Annotated in this window: 22 protein-coding genes; 10 read left to right on the top strand and 12 right to left on the bottom strand. The window is 69.8% G+C overall.

Annotated features, from left to right (window positions below; translation table 11 throughout):
- Positions 1 to 30 precede the first annotated feature (30 nt).
- From Q0L11_RS02150 to Q0L11_RS02140, 3 genes are all read right to left on the bottom strand, one after another.
- Positions 31 to 1,515, bottom strand: a complete 1,485-nt coding sequence (locus Q0L11_RS02150) for an MFS transporter (protein WP_296595201.1) — start codon at positions 1,513 to 1,515, stop codon at positions 31 to 33.
- Positions 1,516 to 1,603: 88 nt separating this feature from the next.
- The gene (locus Q0L11_RS02145) at positions 1,604 to 3,085 is read right to left on the bottom strand and encodes an MFS transporter (RefSeq protein WP_296595200.1); all 1,482 of its coding nucleotides are present in this window, start codon (positions 3,083 to 3,085) and stop codon (positions 1,604 to 1,606) included.
- A 75-nt stretch (positions 3,086 to 3,160) separates the two neighbouring features.
- Positions 3,161 to 4,603, bottom strand: a complete 1,443-nt coding sequence (locus tag Q0L11_RS02140; protein ID WP_296595199.1) for an MFS transporter — start codon at positions 4,601 to 4,603, stop codon at positions 3,161 to 3,163.
- 162 nt (positions 4,604 to 4,765) lie between these two features.
- On the opposite strand from Q0L11_RS02140, the gene Q0L11_RS02135 reads away from it, so the two are divergent.
- On the top strand, positions 4,766 to 5,329 hold the full coding sequence (locus Q0L11_RS02135) for a dihydrofolate reductase family protein (protein ID WP_296595198.1): 564 nt from the start codon (positions 4,766 to 4,768) through the stop codon (positions 5,327 to 5,329).
- 12 nt (positions 5,330 to 5,341) lie between these two features.
- Here the strand turns inward: Q0L11_RS02135 and Q0L11_RS02130 are convergent, their stop codons facing one another.
- The 7 genes from Q0L11_RS02130 to Q0L11_RS02100 form a co-directional block, all read right to left on the bottom strand.
- Entirely contained in the window at positions 5,342 to 5,914 is a 573-nt protein-coding gene (locus tag Q0L11_RS02130) for a hypothetical protein (RefSeq protein ID WP_296595197.1), read from the bottom strand.
- Positions 5,915 to 6,096: 182 nt separating this feature from the next.
- Positions 6,097 to 8,304 (bottom strand): xanthine dehydrogenase family protein molybdopterin-binding subunit, encoded by a 2,208-nt coding sequence (locus Q0L11_RS02125; protein WP_296595196.1) that lies wholly within the window; start codon positions 8,302 to 8,304, stop codon positions 6,097 to 6,099.
- Between the two features lie 3 nt (positions 8,305 to 8,307).
- Positions 8,308 to 8,772, bottom strand: a complete 465-nt coding sequence (locus Q0L11_RS02120) for a (2Fe-2S)-binding protein (RefSeq protein WP_296595195.1) — start codon at positions 8,770 to 8,772, stop codon at positions 8,308 to 8,310.
- Between the two features lie 101 nt (positions 8,773 to 8,873).
- Positions 8,874 to 9,869 (bottom strand): HWE histidine kinase domain-containing protein, encoded by a 996-nt coding sequence (locus Q0L11_RS02115; protein ID WP_296595194.1) that lies wholly within the window; start codon positions 9,867 to 9,869, stop codon positions 8,874 to 8,876.
- A 108-nt stretch (positions 9,870 to 9,977) separates the two neighbouring features.
- Complete coding sequence (locus tag Q0L11_RS02110) at positions 9,978 to 10,691, bottom strand: TPM domain-containing protein (protein ID WP_296595193.1); 714 nt, start codon at positions 10,689 to 10,691, stop codon at positions 9,978 to 9,980.
- The gene (locus Q0L11_RS02105) at positions 10,691 to 11,518 is read right to left on the bottom strand and encodes a TPM domain-containing protein (RefSeq protein ID WP_296595192.1); all 828 of its coding nucleotides are present in this window, start codon (positions 11,516 to 11,518) and stop codon (positions 10,691 to 10,693) included. The genes Q0L11_RS02110 and Q0L11_RS02105 overlap by 1 nt, the downstream gene beginning before the upstream one ends.
- Positions 11,519 to 12,181: a LemA family protein gene (locus Q0L11_RS02100; protein WP_296595191.1), complete on the bottom strand. Its 663-nt coding sequence runs from the start codon at positions 12,179 to 12,181 to the stop codon at positions 11,519 to 11,521. It lies immediately after the preceding gene.
- Between the two features lie 83 nt (positions 12,182 to 12,264).
- On the opposite strand from Q0L11_RS02100, the gene Q0L11_RS02095 reads away from it, so the two are divergent.
- Positions 12,265 to 13,032: a bifunctional 2-polyprenyl-6-hydroxyphenol methylase/3-demethylubiquinol 3-O-methyltransferase UbiG gene (locus Q0L11_RS02095; protein WP_296595190.1), complete on the top strand. Its 768-nt coding sequence runs from the start codon at positions 12,265 to 12,267 to the stop codon at positions 13,030 to 13,032.
- A 22-nt stretch (positions 13,033 to 13,054) separates the two neighbouring features.
- Here the strand turns inward: Q0L11_RS02095 and Q0L11_RS02090 are convergent, their stop codons facing one another.
- Positions 13,055 to 13,831: a DUF1365 domain-containing protein gene (locus Q0L11_RS02090; RefSeq protein WP_296595189.1), complete on the bottom strand. Its 777-nt coding sequence runs from the start codon at positions 13,829 to 13,831 to the stop codon at positions 13,055 to 13,057.
- Positions 13,828 to 15,165, bottom strand: a complete 1,338-nt coding sequence (locus Q0L11_RS02085) for an NAD(P)/FAD-dependent oxidoreductase (protein WP_296595188.1) — start codon at positions 15,163 to 15,165, stop codon at positions 13,828 to 13,830. The genes Q0L11_RS02090 and Q0L11_RS02085 overlap by 4 nt, the downstream gene beginning before the upstream one ends.
- Positions 15,166 to 15,305: 140 nt before the next feature.
- Here Q0L11_RS02085 and Q0L11_RS02080 point away from each other — a divergent pair, with 140 nt between their 5' ends.
- The 8 genes from Q0L11_RS02080 (at position 15,306) to Q0L11_RS02045 (ending at position 24,341) form a co-directional block, all read left to right on the top strand.
- Positions 15,306 to 16,097: a DUF1295 domain-containing protein gene (locus Q0L11_RS02080; RefSeq protein WP_296595187.1), complete on the top strand. Its 792-nt coding sequence runs from the start codon at positions 15,306 to 15,308 to the stop codon at positions 16,095 to 16,097.
- A 6-nt stretch (positions 16,098 to 16,103) separates the two neighbouring features.
- The gene (locus Q0L11_RS02075; RefSeq protein WP_296595186.1) at positions 16,104 to 17,129 is read left to right on the top strand and encodes a cyclopropane-fatty-acyl-phospholipid synthase family protein; all 1,026 of its coding nucleotides are present in this window, start codon (positions 16,104 to 16,106) and stop codon (positions 17,127 to 17,129) included.
- A gap of 22 nt (positions 17,130 to 17,151) precedes the next feature.
- A complete protein-coding gene (locus Q0L11_RS02070; protein ID WP_296595185.1) occupies positions 17,152 to 17,553 on the top strand; it encodes a DUF2177 family protein in 402 nt (133 codons plus the stop codon).
- 118 nt (positions 17,554 to 17,671) lie between these two features.
- The gene (locus Q0L11_RS02065; protein ID WP_296595184.1) at positions 17,672 to 19,255 is read left to right on the top strand and encodes an AMP-binding protein; all 1,584 of its coding nucleotides are present in this window, start codon (positions 17,672 to 17,674) and stop codon (positions 19,253 to 19,255) included.
- 184 nt (positions 19,256 to 19,439) lie between these two features.
- Positions 19,440 to 20,720 (top strand): amidohydrolase family protein, encoded by a 1,281-nt coding sequence (locus tag Q0L11_RS02060; RefSeq protein WP_296595222.1) that lies wholly within the window; start codon positions 19,440 to 19,442, stop codon positions 20,718 to 20,720.
- 109 nt (positions 20,721 to 20,829) lie between these two features.
- Positions 20,830 to 21,591 carry a PEPxxWA-CTERM sorting domain-containing protein gene (locus tag Q0L11_RS02055; protein WP_296595183.1) on the top strand — a complete coding sequence of 254 codons (762 nt, stop codon included), beginning with the start codon at positions 20,830 to 20,832 and terminating at the stop codon, positions 21,589 to 21,591.
- Between the two features lie 114 nt (positions 21,592 to 21,705).
- A complete protein-coding gene (locus tag Q0L11_RS02050; protein WP_296595182.1) occupies positions 21,706 to 22,866 on the top strand; it encodes a DegT/DnrJ/EryC1/StrS aminotransferase family protein in 1,161 nt (386 codons plus the stop codon).
- Between the two features lie 71 nt (positions 22,867 to 22,937).
- The gene (locus Q0L11_RS02045) at positions 22,938 to 24,341 is read left to right on the top strand and encodes a cytochrome P450 (protein WP_296595181.1); all 1,404 of its coding nucleotides are present in this window, start codon (positions 22,938 to 22,940) and stop codon (positions 24,339 to 24,341) included.
- The last annotated feature ends 34 nt before the right edge of the window (positions 24,342 to 24,375 follow it).

Here is a 24,375-nt window from a genome sequence, read left to right as displayed (position 1 = left end):
TCGTCTCCCGCGAAGTGGGAGAGGAGGGTTCTAGGAACTCCGCCCTGCCCGCACGTCCTCGGCGCGCTTCACCTGGAGGCGCGCGGCCAGTTCGGCGTGGCGCTCGCGGCTGACGGCGTAGGGCAGCAGCGCAAGGCCTGCCCCGACGCCGAACACCGCGGCCAGCGGGCCCCAGGCGAGGATCAGCAGGCGTAGCGTGTGCTCGGGGACCGTGGCGCCGAGGGCGGCGTGCGCAGTGTCGGGGAAGCGCAGGGCGTCGAGGGCGAAGCCCGCCGCCATCTGGCCCAGCCCCGACGCCGCCTTGGACGCGAACCCCAGGCCGGCGAAGTACAGCCCTTCGCGCCGGGCGCCGAACAGGACCTCGTGCTCGTCGGCCGCGTCGGCCATCATGGCCGGGTACGCGACGACCAGCAGGCCGACCCCGACCCCACCCACGGCGGCGTTTGCCATCAGGAAGGGCACAGCCGCCTCGCCCACCGGCGCGAAGACACCCAGCGCACGCAAGGTGTGGACGATCGTCATCGACAGGATCACCAGCCCCAGGCCCTGAAGGATCACGGTCTTCTTTTCGAAGCGATTCAACAGGGGCCGGGTGACCGGCACGCCCAGCATGATCGCCACGTAGAAGGCGAGGTTCACCGGCTGGATGAGCTGGGGCGTCATCTTCCAGACGAAGGTGTAGGCGTGGTTGTTCAGCGCGCCGTTGATGCCGGCGGCGATCCAGAACAGCAGGGCCGAGACGAACAGCGACCGGAACGAGGCGTTGCGGAACACCTCGGGCAGTTCGCGGGCCAGACCGCCGAACAGCGTGGCGCCCGGCGTCGTCGGCTGGGGCAGCTGGCGCGCGTAGGACCAGACGCCCAGGCAGCAGATCGCGCCCGCGCCGAACAGCATCAGGCCCATCCCCATCCCGAAGGCGGGGTAGTAGGCGCGTTGCTGGATGCCCCCAGGTCCGGCGAAGAAGTACGAGTAGGCCAGGATCGTCACGGCGATGCTGATCAGCACGCCGAAGGCGCCACGGTAGGCGACGACGCTCGCACGTTCGGCATAGCCGCTGGCCATCTCGGCCCCCAGCGCGGCGTAGGGCAGGTTGTAGAGCGAAGCCACGCCCCGCAGGCTCATCTTGAAGACGACGAGCCAGGTGAACAGGATCAGCGGTTGAAGGCCCAGCGGCGGCGAGAACAGCATCCAGAGCGCCAGGCCGGTCAGCGGCGCGCCCAGCGCCATCAGCGGCAGGCGCCGGCCGAAGCGGCTGCGCAGGTTGTCGGAGAACGACCCGATCAGCGGGTCCATCACGGCGTCCAGGCACATGCTGATCGCCAGGGCCACGCCGACCATCGTGCCCGAGAGCCCGAGGACGGCCGTGTAGTAGAAGAACACGAAGCCGGCGACGATCAGGTAGCCGGACTCGATCGCCTGGCCGAACGCGTACAGCAGCTTCACATGGAACGGCGGCTTCAGCTCGCCCTCGGCCACGGCGGGCGCGGGCCCACCTAGTGCGTCAACCGCCGCCAACTCGTTCCTCCCGTACGTCTAATTGTTGGAAGGAACGGTATCGTTCCTGGGGCGGCTGGCAACTTACATCGCCGAAGGAATCGCCCGTTCACTCACCGGCCAGGCCGCGGCGTCGGCGCAGCTCCGTCGAGATTTCCTCGTGCCGCGCCCGGGTGATCGCGTAAGGCGCGAAGATCGCGGCCCCAACGCCGACCAGGGCGGCGGGCAGCCAGCCCCAGGCCAGCACGAGATGGGACAGCACGTCGCCCGACACCGCCGCGTGCGCGTCGCGGCCCACCTCGCGCGGGAAATGGAGCAGGTCGAGCGCAAAGCCGCCCAGCAGCAGGCCCATCCCGCCCGCGGCCTTGCCGGCGAAGCCGAGCCCCGAGAAGAACAGCCCCTCGCGGCGGACGCCCTGGCGATGCTCGTGCTCGTCGGCCGCGTCAGCCATCATCGAGGGATAGGCGATGAAGATGAAGCCCGAGCCCAGGCCGAACACCAGCGACGTGGCCGCCAGCCAGGGCAGCGCGGCCGCGCCGGTTGGGGCCAGGAAGCCGAAGCCACGGAGCCCAGGCACGACCAGCCAGGCGGCTGTGACGGCGACGAAGCCGAAAGCCACTACCACCTTCTTCTCGAACTTGCGGAGCAGCGCAGGCGTCAGCGGGACACCGGCCAGGATGCCGGCGAGGTAGGTGTAGGTCAGGATCTGGATCGTCTCGGGCCGGAGCTTCCAGACGAAGACGTAGTTGTGGTTGTTCAGCGCCATGTGGAGGCCGGCGGCGCTGGCGAACAGCAGCATCGAGAGGAAGAGCACGCGGAAAGTCGGGTTGCGCGCCATCTCGACCACCTCGCCGGCAAACCGGCGCAACATGGGCTGGGGCGGCTCGACCGGCTGGGGCAACGAAGCGGCGTAGCGCCAGACGCCGGCGCAGCAAACGAGGCCGCCGATCAGCACCAGCGCGGCGATGGTCCAGCCGAACTGGGGATAGCTGTCCGGCCGCTGCAGGCCGCCCTCGCCCGCGAAAAACACCGAATAGGCCAGCGCCGTGATCAGGACGCTGACCACGATGCCCGACAGCAGGCGGTAGGCCACGATGCGCGAGCGCTCGACGTAGTCGTCCGACATCTCTCCGCCGAGCGCGAAGTAGGGGATGTTGTACATCGAGGCGAAGGCCCGCACGGCGCCCTTGGTGAGCGTGAGCCAGACGAACAGGGCGATCGGCGTCAGCGCCGATGGGGGGGCGAACAGCAGCCCCATGGCGATCATCGTCAGCGGCGCCGCCAGCAGCATCATCGGAAGGCGACGGCCGAAGCGCGAGCGCACGCTGTCCGACCATGAGCCGATCAGGGGATCCAGCGCCGCGTCGGCGGTCATGCTGATGGCCAGCGCCGCGCCCACCAGGCTTCCCGAGAGCCCGAGCACCGCCGTGTAGTAGAAGAAGATGAAGGTGTTGATGGCCAGGTAGCCGGACTCGACGAACTGGCCGATGCTGTAGAAGAACTTGACCGCCGCCGGCGGCCGCAGTGTTTCGACGCACGGCGACGCCGCGGTTCCGGCGGCCGCGCCGCCCAGGCCTTCCACGACCGCCACCTGGTGTCCTCCCCGTGCGGCTCTCTTTGCGAGAACGGTACGCCCCTCGGGAGGCGTGGCAACCGTGACGTTGCGTCAGGCCTCCGGGTCGCCGCGACGCGCCTGCAACGCCGCGGCGACCGCGGCGTGGCGCAGGCGGCTGATCCCATAGGCCGCGACCAGGGCCATGGCCGCGAAGACGAACAGCGCCGAGAACGGCGCCCAGGCGAAGACCACCCGGTCCTGCAACGCCTCCGGCAACGCCAGCCCCACCTTGCGGCCGGCGTCCTTGGGAAAGCCGATGACATCCAGCGCGAGCCCCGAGACCAGCACGCCCAGTCCCGTGGCGGCCTTGAAGGCGAAGCCGAGGCCGGCGAAGTAGAGGCCTTCCCTTCGCCGGCCGAACAGCAACTCGTGCTCGTCCGCCGCGTCCGCCATCATCGACGGATAGCCGATCGCGCAGAAGCCGGCGCCGATCCCCATCACCGCCGCCAGGCTGGCCAGGTACGGCACGGCCGCTCGGCCCGAGAGCGCGACCAGCCCGGCGAGGCGCGGGACGCCCATCAGCAGCCAGGCGGCGGCCACCAGGCCCATGCCGATCAGCACCACGGTCTTCTTTTCCAGCGCCCGCACGATGAGCGGCGTCGCTGGGACGCCGAGGAACAGGCCGCCGAGGAATGAGAACGTGACCGTCTGGATCATGTCCGGCTGGAGCTTCCAGACGAAGACGTAGGCGTGGCTGTTGAAGGCCTGGTTCACCCCCACGGCCGTGTAGCAGACGGCCGCCGAGAAGAAGAGCGTACGGAACGAGGCGTTGCGGAACATCTCCGCCACCTCGCCCGGCAGTCGCCTCAGCAGGGTCTTTGCGACGGGCGCCTCCGCCGGCAGGCCGGCGGCGTAGCGGGTCACGCCCAGTGTGCAGATCAGGGTCGAGGCGGCGATCAGCGCCGCGATGGTCCAGCCGAACGGCGGATAGTTCTCCAGGCGCTGCAGGCCGCCCTCGCCCTTGAAGAAGCCGGAGTAGGCCAGGCCCGTCGCCGTGCCGGTGGCGAGGATGCCGAACACCGTGCGCCAGGCCACGACGCTGGAGCGCTCGTGGTAGTCGGACGACATCTCGGCCCCGAGCGCCACATAGGGCACGTGGAACATCGAGACGCCGGCGCGCACCAGCATCGCCCAGCCAGACAGCCACGCGAACAACGCAAGGTCGGGCAGGCCCGCCGGCGGGGCGAACAGCATGCCCACCGAGACCGCCATGAGCGGCCCACCGAACGCCATGAGCGGCACGCGCCGGCCGAACCGCGAGCGCAGGTTGTCGGACCAGGAGCCGAAGAACGGGTCCACCACCGCGTCGGCGCAGAGGCCGAGGAACAGCGCGGTCCCCACCAGGCTGCCCGAAAGTCCCAGCACGGCGGTGTAGTAGAAGAACGCGAAGGCGACCGCGGCGATGAAGGCGGACTCGCCCATGTTGCCCAGGCCGTACAGGAACTTGACGGCCAGGGTCGGCCGGCGCGCCGTCGCGTCGATCCCCTCAGCCACCCGTTCCTCCGCCGTGCTTCGCGCGCCGACCGTATTCGCTGGCTCGGCGCTGGCAAGCCGCCTGAGAGAGGTTCGCAATTTTTCCGATTGCTTTTTGCAACTGGTTTTTGTTTATCGAGCTTGTCGTTCGGCGCCCCGCCGTCCGTCCCCAAGGAATCTCAGATGCGCAAGCTGATCGTTTCCCAGTGCGTCAGCCTGGACGGCTTCACCACCGGTCCGGCCGGCGACTTCGTCCCCCCGCCCTGGTCCGACGAGGTGGCGGCCAAGTGGTCGGGTTGGGCCATGGAGACGGGCGACCTGTTCGTCTATGGCCGCGTCAACTTCGAGTACATGAAGGGCTTCTGGCTGGACGCGGAGCACAACGAGGCCATGCCGCAGGACATGCGCGACTTCGCGGTGGCCTATAACCGCCGCGCCCGAGTGGTGGTGTCGAAGACCCTGTCGGGCGATCCGGGCTGGAACGCCACGCTGCTGAGCGGCATCGACCAGCTCGCCGCCCTGAAGGCCGGCCCGGGCGGCGACATGGTCTGCTTCGGCGGCGCCAACCTGGCCCACAGCCTGGCCGAGGCGGACCTGATCGACGAGTACCGGCTGATGCTCACGCCCTACACCCTGGGCGGGGGCAAGAAGCTGTTCGACAGCGACAGGCGGCGCGACTTCACCCTGACCGAACTGGTCCGCACCGACGTGGATTCGTTGATCCTCACCTACGCCCGCAAGCGATAGGCGCCGGCCGCGTCAGCCGCCCGTCGGCCGCTTGCGCGCCACCAGCACGAAATGGAAGGCGCGCGCGACGTTGTACTGATGCCGCACCAGGTCGCTGGCCTCGTGGCCACTGAGCTCACCCCGGTCGAACCGGGAAGCGAAAGGCTCGGCCAGGACCACGGCCCGTTCCGCCAGATGGAAATCGACCCCCGCGTAGAGCGCCAGCGGCGTATTCGACAGACCCTCCGCCCGCCACCGCTCGTTGAGCTGCCGGTCGAAGAGCTGCAGCGTCTCGGGCAGGATCGCACGTACGTGGGTCGGATCGGCCAGGAAGTCGTCGTGCCGCGGATGGGGCACGTCGATCACCACCCGCGCCCCGTCCCGGCAGATCCGGTAGAGCTCCTGCATGATCGCCACGAACACCTTGGGATTGCCGCCGATGTGCTCCAGCGCGTGGATGAAGCTGACTTCGTCGGCGCAATCCGACGGCCAGGGCCAGGGCGTAACCTCCAGGTCCCACACCTCGTCGGGTTGGGCCTCGGGCGAGGCGTCGACGTTGACGTAGCCGGGCTTCTTGCGCAGCCCGCACCCCATGTTGAACTTCATCGACGCATCCTGACGGCCCGGATCGCCCAGGCCACTCCGCAGACCGCAGCCACCACGATGCCGAACTCCAGCCATGGGTGACTCCAGGCCGGAAAAGGCCCGCAGTCGATGCCGCAGGTCAACTTCCCCACGACCTTCATCGTCGGCGGGTCGGATCCCTCCGCCCCGTCGGCTATCACGCCCTACGCCTTCAGCATGTCCGGCGTGACCGGCAAGCTGCGCACGCGCTTGCCGGTGGCGGCGAAGATGGCGTTCGTCAGCGCCGGGATCACCGGCGGCAGGGCCGGCTCGCCCAGGCCGGTCGGCGGGAAGTTCGTTTTCAGGAACTGCACCTCCACCTGCGGCGCCTCGGAGATGCGCATGAGCGGGTAGTCGGTGAAGTTCGACTGCTCGGCCCGGCCGCCGTCGATGGTGATCTGCTGGTGCAGCGCCGCCGACAACCCGTCGATCACCGAACCCTGGACCTGGTTCATCGCGCCCATCGGATTGATAATCTGGCTGCCCACGTCGGCGGCCACCCAGACCTTCTTCACCTTCACCGCGCCGTCCGGCGAGCAGGCCACGTGCGCCACCTCGGCGAAGTAGCCCAGGTGACTGTAGTAGCAGGCCACGCCCATGCCCTCGCCCTTGGGCAGCTTGCCGCGGTTTGCCCAGCCCGACATCTCGCCGACGGCCTTCAGTACTCCGCGCATGCGCCCGGCGGCATAGGCGGCCGGCGCCTCGCCCACCACGTCCTTGTCGCCCAGCAGCTTGATCTGGAAGGCCAGCGGGTCGGCGTTCGCCGCATGCGCCAGTTCGTCGATGAACGACTGCATGACGAAGGCCAGGGCGTTCGACCCCGGCGCCCGCAGCGGTCCGGTGGGCACGCCCAGCGGCATGGTCGAGACCTCCAGGCGGCAGTTCTGCACGAACCGCGCGGGGAACTCGGTCGGCCCCATCCCGGCGCTGGGGGAGAAGCCCGTCCCCTCGCCGAAGCTGACGAAGTGGTCGTGCCAGGCGGTGACATTGCCCGCCGCGTCCACGCCGCCACGGAAGAAGTGGAAGCCCGCCGGCCGATAGTGGTCGTGGGCCATGTCGTCTTCGCGAGTCCACAGCAGCTTCACCGGCGCGCCGGCTTCCCGCGCGATCCAGGCGGCCTCGACCATGTAGTCGTTGGCGAGGCGCCGGCCGAAGCCGCCGCCGCCGCGCACCATGTGCACCGTGATGTCCTCGGGCTTCATGCCCAGCGTCTTGGCCACCAGTTGCCGGCCGGGCTCGGGGTTCTGGGTCGGCGCCCAGATCTCCAGCTTGCCGTCCTTGTACTCGGCCGTGCAGTTCTGCGGCTCGAGGTTGGCGTGGCTGAGGAACGGATAGAAGTAGGCCGCCTCGACGGTCTTCGCCGAGGCTTTCAGGGCCGCGTCCACGTCGCCGTCGTTGCGCGGCGTGCGCTGGGCCTTGCCGGCCGCCAGCGTCTTGGCCTGCTCGGCGAACAGCTTGCTGGACTGCTTGCTGGTCGGATGGTCCGCCCACTTGGTGTTCAGCTTGTCCCGGCCCTTGCGCGCCGCCCACCAGCTATCGGCCACAACCGCGACCCCGGGCATCAGCCCCTGGCCGATCTGGCCCGGCCCGGGCGCGAAGGCGTTGGGATCGCCATCGACCACGAAGGCCTTGCGCACGCCCTTCACGGACTTCGCCGCTTCGAGGTCGGCGCTCGCCACCTTGGCGGCGAACACCGGCGCCTTCTCGTAGGTGGCGTACAGCATGCCGGGCCGGCGCACGTCGATGCCGAACAGCGGCTGGCCGGTGACGATCTTGGCGACATCGTACTGGGCCTTGGGCTTGCCGATGATCCGGTAGGCCTTGGGGTCCTTCAGCGTCAGCGACTTCGGGTCCGGCGGCGTGACGCTGGCGCAGGCCAGGGCCAGCGAGCCGTAGGTGCGCTTCTTGCCGGACGGCGTGTGGATCACCTCGCCCGGCGCGGTCGTGCAGTCGCCCGGGCCGCAGTTCCAGGCCGTGGCCGCCGCCTGGATCAGCATGGCGCGCGCCACCGCGCCCACGCGGCGCAGCTCCTCCCAGTGCATCGGCGTGGCCATCGAGCCGCCCGCGAACTGGCGGCCGTAGGTCTTCGGGTCGTTCGGCGCCGTCTCGATGACGACGTCCTCCCAGGCCACGTCCAGTTCCTCGGCGATCAGCATGGGCAGCATGGTGCGCACGCCCTGGCCGACCTCGGGGTTCTTGGCCTGGATGGTCACCTTGCCGTCGGGCGCCAGGCGGACATAGGCGTTCAGCGGCTTGAGGCCGCCGTCCTGCGCCTCGGCCTTCGAGGCCATGGAGAACGCCAGCGTAAGTCCGCCGGCGCCCACCGAGGTCAGGATCTCGCGCCGGTTGGCGTTGAGGTCGTGATAGGTCATGGCTCAGGCCTCCTTCTGGCCGGAGGCGCGCTTGATGGCCGCGCGGATGCGGACGTAGGTGGCGCAGCGGCAGAGGTTGCCGTTCATCGCCTCGTCGATCTGGGCGTCGGTCGGCTTGGGCGTCTTCGCCAAAAGCGCCGTGGCGCTCATGATCTGGCCGGCCTGGCAGTAGCCGCACTGGGCCACGTCCAGTTCCATCCACGCCGCCTGGACCTTCTTGCCCACGGGATGGGCGGCCATGCCCTCGATGGTGCTGACCTTGGCCTTGCCGACGCTCTCGACCGGGATCTGGCACGAGCGCATCGGCTCGCCGTCCACATGCACCGTGCAGGCGCCGCAGGCCGCGACGCCGCAGCCGTACTTGGTCCCGACGAAGCCGAGCGTGTCGCGCAGCACCCAGAGGAGCGGCGTATCGCCGTCCACGTCGGCGCTGACCGCCTTGCCGTTCACGTTGAGGGTATAGGCCATGCCCGCATCTCCGCCTTCTTGCGCCGATGCTACATCGCCGCGGAGGGGCAGGAAAAGCGCCGGTCGATGACCGAGCTGCAATCTGCGCCCGTAGGCGTCGATCAAGGCGCCGCGATCGGAAAGTGGATGTCGGCCTCGAAGCCCCCGGGCTCGAACCGGGCGGCGACGTGCCCGCCGTCGTTGCGCAGCGAAATGTCCAGCAGGCGCGTGCCGAAGCCACGCCGCGGGGGCGACTTCACCGCGGGCCCTCCCGTCTCGACCCAGCCAAGGCGTGCTCGCTCGCCATCCACCTCAAGGGTCAGTTTCACCCGGCCGCCCGGGCACGACAGTGCGCCGTACTTGACCGCGTTGGTGGAGAGCTCGTGGAGCAGCAGCGCCATCCCCACCACCATCTCGTTGGAGATGGCCAGGTCGCCGACGGCTGGATCGACGTCGAAGCGGCCGGGGTCGAAGGGCGTGAGCGCGCGGCCAAGCAGGTCGCCGAACCGGAGCGAGCGCCCCTGCGTCTGGGTCACGAGGTCCTGGCTGTCGGCCATCGACCGCAGGCGCGACATCAAGAGGTGCTCGAAGTCCTTCACGCCCGTCGCGCTCTTCGCCGTCTGGGCGACGATGGTCATCATAACGACGATGCCGTTCTTGGCGCGGTGGGCGAGCTCCCGCAGCACCAGGCTGCGCCGCTCCTCCGCGGTCTTGCGGTCCGTGATGTCGAGATTGGAGCCGACGGCCATCCGCACGCCGTCCCGGTCCTTGAGCACCCGGCCCCGCGACAGGATCCAGCGCCACTTGCCGTCGGGGCCCGGCCGGGTGCGATGCTCGATGCTGAACAGGCCGCCGTCCGCCTGCTCGCTGGCGGCAAGATAGGCCTCGCGGACGATCTCTCGATCCTCGGGATGCACCAGTTCGGGATAGTGCTGGATCGTCAGCGGGCGGTCGTGGCTTACGCCGAAGAGCTGGCGATTCCGGTCGTTCCAGGTCAGCGCGCCCGAGCGAACATCCCATTCCCACAGTCCGAGGCCGGTCGCCTCGACGGCCGCCTCCAGCCGCCGCAGCCGCTCCCGCAGCGCCTCGGTCTCGCTCTGCTCTTCGTCTTCGTCCAATACGCCGGCCCTCGATGGCCGCGTCCAACAGCCGAGCGCACTGTGGTGCCGCCATGACTTCCGGACAACAATATATGTGAAGACACCGGAGGGGCGGCGCGGCCCTCCTCAAGGTCGCGGCAGCACCACGACGGCGTCGGCCAGTTCGTTGGGATTGTCGCCGAAACGGGCCGGGAAGCGGTCGGCCAGCACGTCGGCGCAGAGGCCGATGGCCTCGGTGAAGCCCTCTGCCGGGCGGCCATGGCGCAGGCCGGTGACCAGCGCCGCCATGGCCTTGTCCCAGGTGTCGTTGGGCACCTGGGCATGGATGGCTTCGTCGGCGATCAGTTCGGCCATCCGCTCGGCCGCCGAGACGTAGATCAGCACGCCGGTCCGCTCGCGGGTGGCGTGCAGGTTCTTGGAGATGAACTGCTCCTCGGCGCGCATCCGCACGCGGTCGCGCTTCATGCCGCGCGGGGTCAGCCAGCGCCGGACGGGCGGAATCGCCACCACGAAGAAGGTCGACACGAACAGCAGGCCTTGCAGCAGCAGCGTGCCGATCAGGGCCGCGCGGGCCGTGGCCTCGCCCACGTCCTCGACCTGGTCGGCGGTCCAGCCGCCGAACAGGGACATGTCGGGGGCCGTCACCTGGATTCCGAACAGCAGCAGGATCGCCGGCGCCAGCAGGGCGACGCCGGCCGCCCAGGCCAGGGGCGTCGCATGATAGTCCGCGCTCTCCTCGGCGACCACGCAGTAGATTTCGCCCGTTGTGCGGATCTCGGCCGCGCGCACCGCCGCCTCGATACGGGCCAGGTCTTCGGGACTGAGTTCCAGCTTCGCCATCACCAGCTCCCGGAGGCGCCGCCGCCTCCGCCCGATCCGCCGCCGCCGGAGAAGCCCCCGCCGCCACTCGACCAGCCGCCTCCGCCGCCGGACCAGCCGCCGCCGCGGCGTCCGCTCGAACCGGGGCCAGAGAGAATGAAGGGCAGAAGCCACCACAGGCCGCTACCGCCGAACCGCCGGCGCGCCCCGAAGGCGCGCATCAGTCCGCTGAGGATCCAGAACACCACGATGACGACGATGAAGATCGGGATGCCCGAGCCGCTGTCGCCCTGCCCGTCGGCGGCCACGGCCGGCTGGGCCTGGGCCTCGGCGTCGCGGATGGCCGCCTGCTGCTGGTCGGGCGGCAGGCCGATCTGACGCGCGATCGCCTCGGTCCCGTCGACCACGCCCTTTTCCATGTCGCCCGCCTTGAAGGCCGGCAGGATCGCCCGCTGGATGATCAGGCTGGAGAGCGCGTCGGTCATCACCGGCTCCAGCCCGTAGCCCACCTCGATCCGCACCTTCCGCTGGTTGGGCGCCACGATCAGGATGATCCCGTCGTCCTGCCCTTTGCGGCCGATGCCCCAGGTGCGCAGGAGTTGGTAGCCGTAGTCCTCGATCTCATAGCCCTGCAGGTCGGGCAGGGTGACGACGACAAGCTGGTGGCCGGTCTGCTGTTCCAGGGTGGCCAGCTCGCTGGTCAGCCGCGCCTCGGCGGCCGGCGACAGCAGGTTGGCGTCGTCGACCACCCGGCCGGTCAGCGGGGGGAACTTGGGCGCGGCCAGAGCCAGCGCCGGCAGGACCAGCGCCAGCGCGAGGGCCAGCCAGAGGCGTCGGACGAGAGCCACTTACTTCGGCGGCGGCGAGCCGGGCGCGGCGCCGGCAGGCGGGGCGGCCGACGGCGTCGTGGGCGAGAAGTCGACCGTCGGCGCGGACTGGGCCGTGGCGGTCGCCTGGAAGAGCTGCATCGGCTGTGAGGAGCTGTACATCGTCTTCGCCCAGATGATCTGCGGGAAGGTGCGCAGCGTCGTGTTGTAGTCTCGGACGGCCTCGTTGTAGTCGCGGCGCGAGATGGCGATCCGGTTCTCGGTGCCCTCGAGCTGGGCCTGCAGCGCCATGAAGTTCTCGTTCGACTTCAGGTCCGGGTACTGCTCCTGCAGCACGCGCATCGGCGCCAGGGCCAGCGATAGGCTGTTCTGGGCGGCGGCGTAGCGCTGGAAGGCGGCGGGATCCGTGGTGATGCCGGCGTCGGAGCGCACCTGCATGGCGCTGGCCCGGGCCTGGCTGACCCCGATCAGGACGGTCGATTCCTGGGCCGCGTAGCCCTTCACCGTCGCCACCAGGTTCGGGATCAGGTCGGCCCGGCGCTGGTACTGGTTCTGCACCTCGGCCCACTGGGCCTTGGCCTTTTCTTCCTTGGTCGGGATCGCGTTGACGCCGCACGCCGCGAGCGCGAGCGGTGCGATCATTACGAGGGCGAGGGTGCGGAAACGTCGGATCAGGCTGGTCATCGAGGTCCTCTCATGGCGACGCCTTACGCGCGATACTTGGCCCGCGGATTGATTGCGCGCAATCGCGGCGGCACAACCGGCGCATGGTCAAGGCCAAGCCCTACTACGCCCCAGGCGGCCTCAGCGTTGCGTACTACGACCTCATCACCGGGGCGGACGGCCGCCTGCGGGGCGACGAGGACGTGTACGCGGGCCTGGCACCCGCGGGCGGCGCGATCCTTGAACTGGGCGCCGGGACCGGCCGGCTGACCTCGGCGCTCGCGGTGCGCGGCTTCGACGTGACGGGCGTGGACATCTCGCCCGCGATGCTGGCGCAGGCCAAGGCGCGGATCGCCGACCTCGCGCCGGACGTCCGCGCCCGCATCGAACTGCGGCGCGGCGACATGACCGCGCTGGACCTGAAGCGCGCGTTCGACCTGGTGATCTGTCCGTTCTTCACCCTGGCCCACGTCCCGGCTGGAGCCGCCTGGAAGAACACCTTCGCCGTCGCGTCCCGCCACCTTGCGCCCGGCGCGCTCGCCGCGTTCCACCTCCCGCGGCTGGAGATCATGCGCCGACCCGGCCCGGCGAACCCGGACCTGCCGGTGCTGGACCTGGCGACGCCCGATGGCCGCCGCCTCCTGCTTTTCGTGCGCGAGCGCACCTTCCGCGAGGGGATCAACCGGCTGGACCAGGTGCTGGAATACGCGGTCGCGGACGGGGGCGGCCGGATCGTCCAGCGCTCACCCGAGCGGCTGACCTACTACGTCGCCGACCCCGAGCCTCTGGCCGCCACGGCCGGGCTGGTCCTCGATCGGCCGCCGATCGACCTGGGCGGCGTCGGCGACATCTTCGTCTTCCGCAGGGCGTAGCCGCCGCCTGGCGCTGGCGCGCTTAGCTCGCCAGTTCCGCCGGGGTCACCACCGTCACCGGCCAGGCCGGTTTCTGCGGCCGCTGGCGGATCTTCTCGCCCTTCAGCCAAATGAACAGCGCCTCCCAGTGGATGGCGCCCAGCACGCCGACCGTCATCCAGGGATGCCGCAGCCAGGCGCGCAGCAGGTTGCGGTCGGTCAGATCCTCGCGCTCGCCTGCGAATCCGGTGGCCAGGACGCGGCCGTCGGCGTCGTCCACGTCCACCAGGACCTGCACCTGCTCGCCGGGCGGCCGGACGCGGAAGGCGTAGCTGAGCGCCATGTCCATGAAGGGCGAGACGTAGAAGCCCTTCTCGCACGCCTGCTTCACGATCGGCGCGGCTTCGGCGGGGATCAGGTAGCTGTGCCGCTCGCCGAAGGTGTTGTTCACCTCGTACAGGATGGCGCTCAGCGCCCCATCCGCGGCGTGGCAGAAATAGACCGTCAGCGGGTTGAACCCCATGCCCAGGATGCGCGGCATGGCCAGCAGGCGGACCGGGCCGCCGTGGGCGACGCCCGCCGCGGCGAGCTGGGCCTCCACCTGGGCCTTCAGGGGTGTGGCCGAGCCGTCGCCATGCCGGTGCGGATCGAAGCCGACCAGGTTGAAGCGCCGCAGCGAGAACAGCTTGAGGCCGCGGTCCAGGTCGGCCAGCTCGTCCAGGTCCAGCAGCAGCATGAAGATCCGGTAGCGCAGGGCGTGCCGGCGGGGCTTCATCCGGGTGTGCGTCACCACCCCGGGATAGAGCCCGGAGGCGGTCACGCCGCCGCGTCCGCCACCGCGGGCTCGCGGACATGGATGCGGCCGTTCTCGTTCTCCACCGTCCAGGGCCGGCGCACGCCGCCCAGTTGCTCGGCCACCGCCAGGCCCGACTGCAGCGCGTCCTCGTGGAAGCCGTGGCCCAGGTACGAGCCGCAGAACCAGGTCCGCCGCACGCCCTGGATATCCCAGAACTCCGTCTGCGCGGCGATGGCGCCGGCGTCGAACAGCGGGTGGTCGTAGATCTCGGTCCGGATCAGCTTGTCGGCCGCGATCTCCTTGTTGGGGTTGAGGGTCACGAACAGGTCCGGCGCGTCCTTCAGGCTCTGCAGCCGCGTCATCCAGTAGCTGACGGCGCCCTCGCCGGGCCGGTCGCGATGGCCGATGTGGTTCCAGCTCGACCAGGCCCGGCGGCGCTTGGGCATCAGCACCGGGTCGGTGTGCAGGGCCACCAGGTTGCGCGAGTAGCGGAAGCAGCCCAACAGCCGCTTTTCCTCGGGGGTGGGGTCGTCCAGCAGCGACAGCGCGGTGTCGCCGTGGGTGGCGATCACCACCTGGTCGAACCGCTCGCGCCCGCCGCTCGCCAGCCGCAGCTCGGCGCCCGCGGCGTCGCGGCGCACACCGGCCACCCGCACGCCCTTCCGCACCTCGCCCTTGAAGGCGGCGCTGAGCTTCTCGACGTACTGGCGCGAGCCGCCCTTCACCGTGCGCCACAGGCCGCGGCCGACGATGCTCATCATGCCGTGGTTCAGGAAGAAGCGGATCAGCGAGGCGGCCGGGTACTGGCCGATCTCCTTCAGCGGCGTCGACCAGATGGCCGCCGCCTGCGGCAGCAGGTGGTCGTCGCGGAACGCCTGGCAGTAGCCCTTCTCTTCCAGGTAGGCCTCGAGCGAGGTCAACGGCGTCTCGAGCCGCGCCAGGTCCTTCGGCGCATGGCGGTAGAAGCGGGTGATGTCGCGCAGCATCGCCCAGAACCGGGCCGAGAACAGGTTGCGCTTCTGCGCGAAGACGCCGAGCGCGCCGTAGCTCGAATATTCGAAGTCGCCGTCGTCCAGGCTCACCGACAGGCTCATGTCCGCGTTGACGCTGGGCACGCCCAGGTGCGCCAGCAGGGCCGTGAAGTTGGGATAGTTGCCTTCGTTGTAGACGATGAAGCCGGTGTCCACGGGGACCGGTCCATGGCGGCCGGGCGCCTCGGCGGTGTTGGCATGGCCGCCCAGGCGGGGATCGGCCTCGAACAGGGTGACGTCGTGCTTCTCCGACAGCAGCCAGGCCGCCGAAAGGCCCGCGATTCCCGATCCGACCACGGCGACGCTCAGCCGCTCACCGCTGCTCATGTAAGCTCCAACCCTATGTCTGCGCGCGAAGCCCCCCGGCGTGCGACCGCGCGCCGAGTGCTTAGCAAATGCTACGGCCTCCTCACAGGCCCGGATGCGTCCGGTCGCGGATCATGATCGTATCGCCGCGGGAGATTTCCATGCTGCTGCAGATCGTCGCCGGCGTCCTTCTGGCCATGCTCGTCGTCATGGTCGCGGCCTGGGCCTTTGGCCTGGCCGTGAAGAACGGCGGCTGGACCGACGTCTTCTGGAGTTTCGGGACGGGGATCCTGCTGGCCGCGGCCGCCTGGATCGCCACCGGGACCGACGCCAGCCAGGCGCGGCGCCTGCTGATCGCGGCGTTCATGCTGGCCTGGGGGCTGCGCCTTGGCCTCTATCTCGCGCCGCGCGTCGCCGGCCATCCCGAGGACGCCCGCTACGCAGCCTTCCGCAAGACCGCGAAGAACTATCCCCTGATGATGCTGTGGGTCAGCCTGCCCCAGGCGCCCGCCACCGCCCTCCTGGCGCTCAGCGTGGTCGCCGCCGCCCAGCGCCCGACGCCCGAGCTTGACCTCCGCGACGCGCTCGCCGCCGCGCTCTATCTCCTCGCCCTGGCCGGAGAGACGCTGGCCGACGCCCAGATGAAACGCTTCCGCGGCGACCCGGCCAACAAGGGCAAGGTGATCGACACCGGCCTCTGGGCCTGGTCGCGGCACCCGAACTACTTCTTCCAGTGGCTGGGCTGGATGGCCTGGCCGGTCATGGCGCTCGACCCGTCCCGCCCGGTCAGCCTTCTGACCCTGGTCGCCCCAGCCGTCATGTACGGCCTGCTGCGCTACGTTTCGGGCGTCCCGCCGCTGGAAGAGGCCATGCTGAAGTCGCGCGGCGACGCATTCCGCGACTATCAACGGCGCGTCAGCGTCTTCTTCCCCCTCCCACCGAAAGCCTCCTGAGTCCGCATGAGCTTCACTTCCGCCATCATCGACACGTTCGAAGGCGCGCCGCTTCCCGACACCGTCCGCAAGACCGCGATCCACCTGCTGGTCGCCAACGCCCGGCGCGAGCACGCCAAGGCCGGCCCCGGGACCGAGGCCGCCTTCGCCCGCGACATGGCCGAGCACCCGATCGCCGCCCACACCGACGCGGCCAACGCCCAGCACTACGAGGTGCCGGCCGAGTTCTTCCTGAACTGCCTGGGCCCGCAGTTGAAGTACTCGTCGTGCCTCTACCGCAACCCCGGCGACACGATCGCCCAGGCCGAGGAGCACGCGCTCAAGGAAACCGCCGAGCACGCCGACCTGCAGGACGGCCAGCGGATCCTGGAACTGGGCTGCGGCTGGGGCTCGCTCAGCCTTTGGATGGCCAAGACCTATCCGAACGCCAAGGTCACCTCGGTCTCGAACTCGGCCAGCCAGAAGGCCTTCATCATGGCCCGCGCGCAGGAGCGGGGTCTGACGAACCTCGAGGTCATCACCTGCGACATGAACGACTTCGAGGCGCCCGGCGAATTCGACCGCGTCGTCTCGGTGGAGATGTTCGAGCACATGTCGAACTGGCGCGCCCTGCTCGGCCGCGTGAAGACCTGGCTGAAGCCCGACGGCCGCCTCTTCATCCACGTCTTCACGCACAGGACCACGCCCTACCGCTTCGACCTGAACGACGAGGCCGACTGGATCGGCAAGTACTTCTTCTCCGGCGGGGTGATGCCAAGCCACGGGCTGATGGCCCAGTTCCCGGACCTGTTCACGGTCGAGCAGGACTGGCGCTGGAGCGGGACGCATTACGAGAAGACGGCGTTGGACTGGCTCGAAGCCTATGATCGCAACGCCGCTGAGATCCGTCCCGTCCTGGAGAGCGTCTACGGCAAGGACGCCACGCTCTGGCATCGCCGCTGGCGGCTGTTCTTCCTCGCCACCGCGGGCCTGTTCGGTCACCGTGGCGGGACGGAATGGGGCGTCAGCCACTACCGGCTGAAGCCGGCCTGACCAGCATTCGGGGGGACGCCTGATGATCCGACTGATCGCCACCTATTTCGCCACCGCGCTCGCCGTCCTGGCGCTCGACATCGTCTGGCTCACCCAGTTCGGGCCGAAGGTGTATTTCCCGACCCTGGATCCGGTGGCCCTGCCGTCGGCGCGGATCGGCCCGGCAGTCGTCTTCTACTTCGTCTACATCGCCGGCATCCTCGCCCTGGCCGTCTGGCCCACGCGGGACAAGCCGCTGCGGACAACCACCCTGACCGGCGCCATGCTTGGCGGCCTGTGCTACGCCACCTACGACCTGACCAACCAGGCCACGCTGAAGGTCTGGGCCACCCAGATCACCGTCATCGACATCACCTGGGGCACGTTCCTCACCGCGGTGGGCGCGACGGTGGGCGGCCTCGTCGTGCGGCGGATGAAGGCGTAGCCGTCGCCACACACCCTTCCCAGGCGTCAGGAGAGGTAGTCAGCCTGCCCTTCCGCGTGTCATGGTCTTTTCGAAGACACATCACGATACAGTGTAAATCTGTACGCGGAGGAAACGGATGGATGCGGTGCTCGAACGTCAGGATCTGAACGCGCAGCTCGAAGCGGCGGCGCTCAACGGCATGACCATGGCGGTGTGGGCCGAGGCCCAGCCGAACAAGGCCGCCGTCGTCGATCCGGACGGGACCAGCCGCTCGTTCGCGGAGGTCAACGCCAACGCCAATCGCCTGGTCCGCCTGCTGCGCGGCGCGGGCCTGAAGGCGGGCGACGCCGTGGCGCTGGTGCTGTCCAACCGCCACGAGTTCCTGGAGATCCAGTCGGCGACCCTTCGCGCGGGCTTCCGGATCACCCCGATCAACTGGCACCTGACCACCGACGAGATCGCCTACATCCTGAACGACTGCGAGGCCCAGGCGGTGTTCGTCGAGGCCCGCATCCCGGCCGGCGTCGCCGCCGTCGCCCAGGCGCCGAACCTGAAGCTCAAGGTCGCGGTCGGCGTCCCCATCGACGGCTTCACCGCCTACGACCAAGCCCTGGCCGGCCTGGACACCTCGAACATCGACGACCCGGCGCTAGGCAACCAGATGCTCTACACCTCGGGCACCACGGGCCGCCCCAAGGGCGTCTTCCGGCCGACGCCGGTCGTCACGCCCCAGGCGATGTACGCCCTGCGCGGCTACGACGCCGACTCCGTGCAGATGTGCGCCGGTCCTGCCTACCACGCCGCGCCGCTGGCCTTCGACGTGCGGGCCGCCATGGGCGCCGGCGCCACCCTGGTCTTCCTCGACAAGTGGGACAGCGAGCACACCCTGCGCACCATCGCCGAGCGCCGGGTGACCCACATGCACCTGGTGCCGATCATGTTCCAGCGCCTGCTGGCGCTGCCCGACGCCATCAAGACGAAGTACGACCTCTCCAGCGTCAAATACATCGTCCACGGCGCGGCGCCCTGCCCGCCCGAAGTGAAGCACGCGATGATCGAGTGGTTCGGCCCGGTCCTCAGCGAGTACTACGCCGGCTCGGAGGGCGGCGCAGGGTTCATGATCAACTCCGAGGAGTGGCTGCGAAAGCCCGGCTCGGTGGGCAAGAAGCCGGAACTGCTGGGTTCCAAGATTCTGGATGAAGCCGGCAACGAGTGCCCGCCGAACGTCTCGGGCACCATCTACCACCAGCTCCCGCCCGGCGGCGGCTTCACCTACTACAAGGACGAGAAGAAGACCCAGGCGTCCCGCGTCGGCGACTACTTCACCATGGGCGACATGGGCTACTTCGACGAGGACGGATACCTGTTCCTCACCGGCCGCAGCGCCGAGACGATCATCTCGGGCGGAGTGAACATCTACCCGCAGGAGATCGACAACGAGCTGATCAAGCACGAGGCCGTCGCCGATTCCTCGACCGTGGGCGTGCCGCACGACGAATGGGGCGAGCAGGTGAAGGCGGTGATCCTGCTGAAGCCCGGCTACGAACCCTCGGACCTGCTGGCGAACGAAATCCTGGCCTTCGCCCGCGACAGCCTCCCCGGCTTCAAGGTCCCGCGCAGCCTGGACTTCGTGACCAGCCTGCCGCGCTCCGAGGCCGGCAAAATCCAGCGCGGCAAGGTGCGGGCGCCCTACTGGGAAGGCCGCGCACGGCAGATCTGAGCCACGGATCGCCCTTCTCCCCTCGCGGGAGAAGGTGGCCTGCGGCGCAGGTCGGATGCGGGGCGCGCAAACCGTTCCGCCGCCGCGGCGCGTCAGCGGCGCGCACCGCCCACTGGCGCTTTCCGGACTTCGAACCTAGGGTCCGCCCAGATTTGTTTCCGGGGGACGTTCCTTGAAGACCTTCATCCTCGGCGCCGTGCTGGCGGCCGCCCTTTCCGCACCCGCGCTGGCCCAGGCGCCCGCCGCCACCTTCGTCCAGGCCGGACGCGTGCTGGTCGACCCGGCCTCGGGCAAGGTCGAGACGAACAAGACCCTGGTGGTGCAGGGCGGCAAGGTCGTCCGCGTCGCCGACGGCTTCGTCTCCGAGCCCGGCGGCAAGGTCGTCGATCTGAAGTCCAGCTTCGTCCTGCCCGGCCTGATCGACAGCCACGTCCACATCACCAGCCAGCAAGGCCCCACCTCGCGCCTGGACGAGGTGACCGAAAGCTCGGCCCAGCAGGCGATGGATGGCGCGCGCTATGCGAAGCGCACCCTGATGGCCGGCTTCACCACCGTGGCCGACCTGGGCGCCGACAACGACGCCATCTTCGCCCTGCGCAAGGCGACCGCCATGGGCGACGTGCCCGGTCCGCGCATCGTGGCCGCCGGCTCGGCTATCTCGGTCCACGGCGGCCACGGCGACGTGAACGGCTTCCGCGAGGACGTGATGCACGTGCTGCGGCCGGGCTCGGTCTGCTCCGGACCCGCCGACTGCAGCCGCGCGGTGCGCGAGCAGGTCTGGAAGGGCGCCGACATCATCAAGATCACCGCCACCGGCGGGGTGCTCTCCAACACGGCCGCGGGCCTGGCCCAGCAGTTCTCGGACGAGGAGCTGAAGGCCATCGTCGAGAGCGCCCACCGCATGGGCCGGCGGGTCACCGCGCACGCCCACGGCGGCGACGGCATCAACAGCTTCCTGAAGGCCGGCGGCGACTCCATCGAGCACGGCACCTATCTGGACGCCGAGGGCATCGCCCTGATGAAGAAGAACGGCGCCTACCTGATCCCGACGCTCATGGCCGGGGACTTCGTCTATCGCGTTGCTTCGGGCCCCAACAACTTCCTGACGCCGGCGCAATCGGCCAAGGCGCTGGAGGCCGGCCCCAAGATGCTGGACATGGCCCGGCGCGCGCATGCCGGCGGCGTCAAGATCGCCTTCGGCACCGACACCGGCGTCTCGGCCCACGGTGACAACGCCGGCGAGTTCGCCCTGCTGGTGAAGGCCGGCCTCACGCCGCTGGAGGCGATCCAGGCCGCCACGGTCAACGCCGCCGACCACCTGCAGATCTCGAACGTCGCCGGCAGCCTGACGCCCGGCCACGCCGCCGACCTGATCGCCGTCCAGGGCGACCCGCTGAAGGACGTCGCCGTCCTGCAGAAGGTCGGCTTCGTGATGAAGGACGGGACGGTCTACAAGGCGGAATAGGCCGCCGTCCGGGCGGCGTTACGGCGGGGTCGTCAAGCTGACGTCCCGCCGAATCCGGCGCGTCACACGCGAAGGCTAAGGCTCCCGTCCTCAACACAGAGGGTGGGTCATGTTCCTTCACAAGCTTACGCTGTCCGCCGTCGCCGCCGCCTCGGCGCTGACGCTCTTCGCCGCGCCGGCCGTCGCGGCCGACATCATCGTGCCGGGCGCCAACGCCGGCCAGTCGGGCGGCTCGAACAACTTCATGCCGTTCGACCTCGCGGACGGCGTCTCGCAGCGCTACCAGCAGTTCTACAACAGCTCCGCGTTCGGCGACGCCCCGGTCACGCTGTACGGCATCAAGTTCCGCCTCGCGACGACCGGCGGCACCCCCGGCGCGCCGTTCGACGCCCTGATCGACAACATCACCATCAACCTGTCGACCGCCGCCACCGACCTCGCGGCGGCCAGCCTCACGTTCGCCGCCAACGTCGGCGCCGACAACACCACCGTCTTCGACGGCCCGCTGCACCTGACCAGCACCTCACCGACCAAGACCTCGGGCGTGCAGCCGTTCGACGTGCTGATCCAGTTCGAGAACCCCTTCGTCTACGACCCCACCAAGGGCGACCTGCTGCTGGACGTGTTCAACTTCAGCGGCGGCGAGACGGGCCTGTTCGACTACATCACCGGCGGCTCGGACATGCTGACCCGCGTGGTCGGCCGCCAGGGCGGGGTCAACGACACCACCGCCTTCTTCCAGCAGCGGGCCGGCCTGGTGACGGCCTTCGCCACCACGCCCGTGCCTGAGCCGGCCACCTGGGCGCTGATGATCTCCGGCTTCGGCCTCGCCGGCGCGGCCCTGCGCCGCCGCCGCGAACGCGCGGCCTGATCCGAAGGCCGCTCCGCCATCGGCGGGGCGGCCGCTCGCGCGCCATCGCCGCGCAACAGATCGATACCAAGCGTGTTTGGCTCCGCCCGCCGACGCAGGGCATAAGCCGCCGCCATGATCCCCTTCATCGACCTGCAGGCCCAGCGCCAGCGCCTGGGCCAGCCCCTCGAAGACGCGATCCTGAAGGTGGTCCGGTCGGGCGCCTACGTCATGGGCCCCGAGATCGCCCAGTTCGAGGCCGAGCTCGCCGCCTTCGGCCAGGCGCCGCACGCCCTGTCCTGCGGCTCGGGCACGGAGGCCCTGGTCCTGCCGCTGATGGCCTGGGAGATCGGGCCCGGCGACGCCGTCTTCTGTCCGTCCTTCACCTTCGCCGCCACCGCCGAGGCCATGCCCTTGGTGGGCGCCTCGCCGGTGTTCGTCGACGTCCTGCCCGACACCTACAACCTCGACCCGGCGAAGCTCGAAGCGGCCGTCCAGGCTGTGAAGGCCGATGGCAAGCTCACGCCCCGTGCGGTCATCGCCGTCGACCTGTTCGGCCAACCGGCGGACTACCCCGCCATCGCCGCCGTCTGCGCGAAGCATGGCCTGAAGCTGATCTCGGACTCGGCCCAGGGCTTCGGCTGCACGCTGGGCGGCCGACACCCCATCCATTGGGCGGACGTGACCACCACCTCGTTCTTCCCGGCCAAGCCCCTGGGCTGCTACGGCGACGGCGGGGCTGTGCTCTGCAAGGACGCGCGCCTGCACGACCTGCTGGTCAGCCTCCGCGTCCACGGCCAGGCGGTGAAGTCCGACCTGGAAGGCCGCACCTTCGACCACGACCCCAAGTACCTGAATATGCGGGTCGGCATGAACAGCCGGATGGACACCATCCAGGCCGCGGTCCTGCTCCAGAAGCTGACCATCTTCGCCGACGAGATCGTCGCCCGGAACCGCGTGGCCGCCCGCTACGCCACGGGCCTTGGCGACGTGGTCCGCGCGCCGCCGGTGATCGAAGGCGGCGTCTCTGTCTGGGCCCAGTATGTCATCGAGACCGACGGCCGCGACGGCCTGGCCGCCCACCTGAAGGCCGAGGGCGTGCCCACCGCCGTCTACTACCCCGTCCCGCTGCACCAGCAGGCGCCGTACAAGGGCTATCCCCAGCCCGGCGGCCTGCCGGTGACGGAGGCGGCCGCACACAAGGTCCTGGCGTTACCGATGCACGCCTACCTGGCCGAGACGGATCAGGACCACATCGTCTCGACGATCCGCAACTACGTGAAGCGCAACGGCTGAATGCAACCGGACGTGCGTTCGGCGGCGGGTAGGGTATGGTGGCGGCGAGCCATCGTCCCTGGAGGCATGCCATGCCCGACCGTGACGCGTACCCCGTGCTCCCCGGCGCCCGCGCCGACAAGCCGACGCTGAGCCTCGGCGACCGCCTGCGCGGCAGGCGGCTGCGGATGCCCTGGGCGATCCCCGACGAAGCCTTCGAGACCCCGATCCTCAAGACCCGCTCGCTCATCGGCGACGTGGTGTTCGTCTCCGATCCGGCCCTGGTGAAGCACGTGCTGGTCGACAAGTCGGCCAACTATCCCAAGGCCGACATGGAGCTGCGCCTTTTCCGGGCGCTGTTCGGGCAGGGCCTGATCGGAATCGACGGCGAACTCTGGCGCAAGCACCGTCGCACCATGGCCACGACCTTCACGCCCGCCAGCGTGGCCACCTATGCGCCCGCCATGGCCAGCGCCTCCGAACGCTTCGCCGACCAGTGGCGCGCGCTGCCGGAGGGCGCCGTGGTCGACGTCTCCGACGCGATGAACGCCCTGACGCTGACCATCATCGCCAGGACCATGTTCTCCGACGACGGCGCCGCGGCCGAGCCCGCGGTGGCGGCCGCGATGGACGCCGCCGGTGACCTCAACGACATCAACCTCCTCGACCTGCTCCCCGGCGTCGCGGAGCTCCGCATGAAGGCTCGGATCAAGCGGTACGAAACCCTGTTCCGCCCCCTGGACGGCGAGATCGCCCGGATGACCGCCGCGCGGGAGGCGGCCGCCAACCCGCCCGACGACCTGCTCTCGCGCCTGATGGCGGCGCGCGACGCCGAGACCGGCGCGGGCTTCACCGCCCAGGAGGTGCGCGACGAGGTGGTGACCATCTTCCTGGCCGGCCACGAGACCACGGCGACGGCGATGACCTGGATCTGGTACCTGCTCGCCCGCCAGCCGGCCGAGGCCGCCCGCCTGCGCGAGGAGCTGGACGCCGTGTTGGGCGGACGCACGCCGAGCGGCGACGACCTGCCGCGCCTGCCCTATGCCCGCCGGTTCGTGGACGAGGCCCTGCGCATCTTGCCGCCCACCCCCGGCATCTCCAGCCGCGTGGCCGCGCAGGCCGACGAACTGGGCGGGGTTCCGATCCCGAAGGGCGCCTACATGGTCGTGCTGCCCTGGCTCACCAACCGCAGCCCCCTCACCTGGGACCAGCCCGAGCGGTTCGATCCAGACCGCTTCCTGCCCGAACGCAGCGAGGGGCGCCACCGGCTGGCCAGCATGCCGTTCGGCGCCGGGCCGCGGGTGTGCATCGGCCAGTTGCTGGCCACCAACGAAATCCTGCTGATCCTGGCGACGCTCGCCCAGCACTTCGAACTGGACCTCGCCTCCGACGCGCCGGTCGAACTGCTGCACAACATCACCCTGCGGCCCAAGGGTGGCTTGCCGATGCGCGTCCGCCGGCGCACGCGCACCCCGGCGGCCGTGGCGGCGGAGTAGCACCCTTTCGGCGCAACGTTCCCCTGGCCGGTGA

The organism is Phenylobacterium sp., from assembly GCF_024508875.1.
In the GTDB taxonomy this organism is placed as follows: domain Bacteria; phylum Pseudomonadota; class Alphaproteobacteria; order Caulobacterales; family Caulobacteraceae; genus Phenylobacterium.
This window is presented reverse-complemented; position numbering and strand designations above follow the sequence as displayed.